The 2,816-nt window shown below is 56.3% G+C and carries 3 protein-coding genes; all 3 read right to left on the bottom strand.

Going from position 1 to position 2,816, the window contains the following annotated elements:
* Positions 1 to 252: 252 nt before the first annotated feature.
* Positions 253 to 1,941 (bottom strand): phosphoethanolamine transferase, encoded by a 1,689-nt coding sequence (locus B2W52_RS20285; RefSeq protein ID WP_008172688.1) that lies wholly within the window; start codon positions 1,939 to 1,941, stop codon positions 253 to 255.
* Positions 1,942 to 2,016: 75 nt separating this feature from the next.
* Complete coding sequence (locus B2W52_RS20280; RefSeq protein ID WP_008172686.1) at positions 2,017 to 2,583, bottom strand: gamma-glutamylcyclotransferase; 567 nt, start codon at positions 2,581 to 2,583, stop codon at positions 2,017 to 2,019.
* A gap of 36 nt (positions 2,584 to 2,619) precedes the next feature.
* On the bottom strand, positions 2,620 to 2,816 hold a 197-nt coding region (locus tag B2W52_RS20275; protein ID WP_286803985.1), incomplete at its 5' end, for a MarC family protein.

Below are 2,816 nucleotides of genomic sequence, written 5' to 3'. Positions count from 1 at the left end.
CATCAGGAATGCCGTTACCAGGCTTCCGATCAACAGTCGCTTCATGATGATTCTCCCGTTCTGCTCAGAGACAGATCTCGCATCCGGACCCAGTGCCGGATGCCTCTGAACCCAGATTATCGAAGCGGGAGCGAATGTCAGTGCCTTGGGGCCGGCTTTGCAGGATCTTTACGCAAGGCCCCGTCAGCTTGACGTTTGAATGGCCGGTAGTGTCGAATTTTCTGTCAGAAGGTGAAGAAAACGTTCAGCGCCTCAGGTGGTTCTGCAGTCCTCGAAAATATTGAGCGACGGCTTGATCGCCCCGGTCTTCACGTTCATCAGTCCCAGCATGGAGGAGAACAGGTTGTCGTGGCTCAACGGTTGCGATGCGATCCGGTTGACGCACTCGGCATCAATCCGGTTATCCATCCGGAAACCGTCTGACAACCACACAACCATGGGCACATGGGTCTGGGCCTCCGGCGCCAGCATGTAAGGAATACCGTGCAGGTAGATGCCACCCTCGCCCAGTGACTCGCCATGGTCAGAGACATACACGAGAGCAGTGTTGTAATCCGCCTGCATGGATTTCAGCATGCGCACGGTTTCTCCGAGCAAGCGATCGGTTACCAGAATACTGTCATCGTAGGCGTTGATGATGGCCTGTTGGTCACAACTCTGCAGTTCATTGCTCTGACACTCGGGCAGGAACTTTTTCTGGTCCGGTTTGCTGCGCTTGTAGTACTCGGGACCGTGACTGCCAAGCTGATGCAACACCATGAAATGGTCGTTGTTTTCTGCAACATCGAGCTGCTGATGGGCACCCTTCAGCAGCACCAGATCATCACAGTACTCGCCCTGGCAAAGGTCGGTATCCTCCGGACGAACGGTCGGAATCCGGTCACACATGCCCTTGCAGCCGGAGTTATTATCCAGCCAGGTACTGACGATGCCGGCGCGGGTCATGACATCCAGGAAGTTATCACTGTTCTTGGCCACGGCTTCATCGTAATCCGATCTGCCCAGCCACGAGAACATACAGGGCACCGACAAGGCCGTTGCGGTCCCGCAGGAGGATACGCGGGGAAAATTGACCAGTGTTCCGCCCGATTGCCGGGCCAGTTTACTGAGCTCCGGGGTGGTATCGCGCTGATAGCCATTCAGACCAAAATGGTCTGCGCGCGCAGTTTCACCAAGAACGAAAACCACCAGATTGGGTTTGGCGCGATCGGAAACCGGGAGAGAAACCGTCGCATCCAGCCCCACCTGCTGGTATTCCTGGGGAAACTGCGCCGCAGCCACCTTGCTACCCAGCGATGCCAGGGCAGCAACACTGTTCACCGGCACCACAAGATCCTTGATGTCGCGGTGATTACGGAACGTTGAAGCCATCTCCTGATAGCTGGTCAACGCCAGTACCAGAATCAGAGCGATATCAACAATGATCGGGGCCAACCAGTGAGTGACCCTTTTCAGGCCCGCCGGCCAGCTCACGCGTGCCAGGAAGAGCAGCACAACCGGAATCACAAAGAAGAGCGCCATGTGCACAAGCAGTCCGAGGCTCAGCAGGCCGCGAGCCTCCTGCACATCGGTTTCGAACACGTTCTGCAGCATGTGCTTGTCGATCAGCACGCCATACGCGTTCATGAAATACCCACTGAGCGCTGCACTTAAAAACAGAAACACCAGTACCGGCTTCAGGATAAATCGTGCCGAAAACAGGCTGATCAGGAGATGGTTGACCAGCAGCAACAAAAACGCGAGTTTGAACATCAGCATCGGCTGATCAAAGCCGACGTATCGATCAAGGGCGGTGTAGAAAGGAACGTTATACAGAGCGGTAAGTGCAAAGGCGCTGATCAACACCAGCCAATGCGGTTTGATTGCAGGCCATTGAAACCGACCGGTTCCGCTATGCACAAACGGCTGCGCGTGAAGAGTGGGTTTTGAGGACAAGCCCATGGGATTTTCCGGGATAAGTGTGATTCAAGGTCTGGTGAGTGTGCTCCCCGAACCTTAAAGCAAACTTAAACGGACTTAGCTCAACTCATCACGCAGGTGGGATTCGATGGCAAAGGTGTGCTGGCAATCCGCACCCATTGCCCTCAGGGACTCTGCAAGGCGCAAGAGATAATCGGCATTCGGGCCACTGGGGCCTGAGGCAGAGGCGATCTGGCGGGCAATATCCGCGTCCGGCGCGTGGCCCAGGAAGGCTTCGTTGTCTTCGGTGGCAATGTAAACCAGGCCGTCGGCATGGCTGCCATCGTCGAAGGTGAGCGTGATGCTCAGGCGCAGATAGCCGTTCTTTTCACGGACATCCAGGTGCTCGAACACTTTGGGTGACACCCTGAACGCCATGCCCTTGCAGACAGCATTTGGCTTTTCTACCAGGGTAACCACGCGGCCGGGGGCCTCCGGCGTGCCCCGATGATCGTGGGAACCCTGCCAGAACCGCCTTTCCCACCCTCGAATCGACGCCGGGCGCTGCTCCAGAAAGGGGAAATCCACCTTGTAGATCAGCGAGCCGTAACCAAACAGCCACACCGACTCCACGCCGGAGAAATCGTATCGTTTGCGATTGTGCTCAATGGTATTGGCAGACATCAGACACCCTGCAGCGAAAACCTGTCCCGCGATACTCTAGGTGGAGGCAATGAAACCCGCAATGCCCGTCAACACGATTTCAGCCGCCATAGCAGAGAGGATCAGACCGCTGATCTTGGACATGATGTTCAGGCCGGTCTTGCCCAGCACCTTCTCCAGGTAGCCGGACAGGTGCAGCAGCACCGCGAGGATCAGCAGGCTGGATACCAATCCCAGGAGTCCGCCTGCCACTT

Source organism: Marinobacter sp. UBA2498 (assembly GCF_002341575.1).
Taxonomy (GTDB): Bacteria; Pseudomonadota; Gammaproteobacteria; order Pseudomonadales; family Oleiphilaceae; genus Marinobacter; species Marinobacter manganoxydans.
This window is presented reverse-complemented; position numbering and strand designations above follow the sequence as displayed.

Coding starts and splice junctions, on each gene's coding strand:
- B2W52_RS20280 (WP_008172686.1), bottom strand. CDS start 2,583: ATGTCTGCCAATACCATTGAGCACAATCGCAAACGATACGATTTCTCC.
- B2W52_RS20285 (WP_008172688.1), bottom strand. CDS start 1,941: ATGGGCTTGTCCTCAAAACCCACTCTTCACGCGCAGCCGTTTGTGCAT.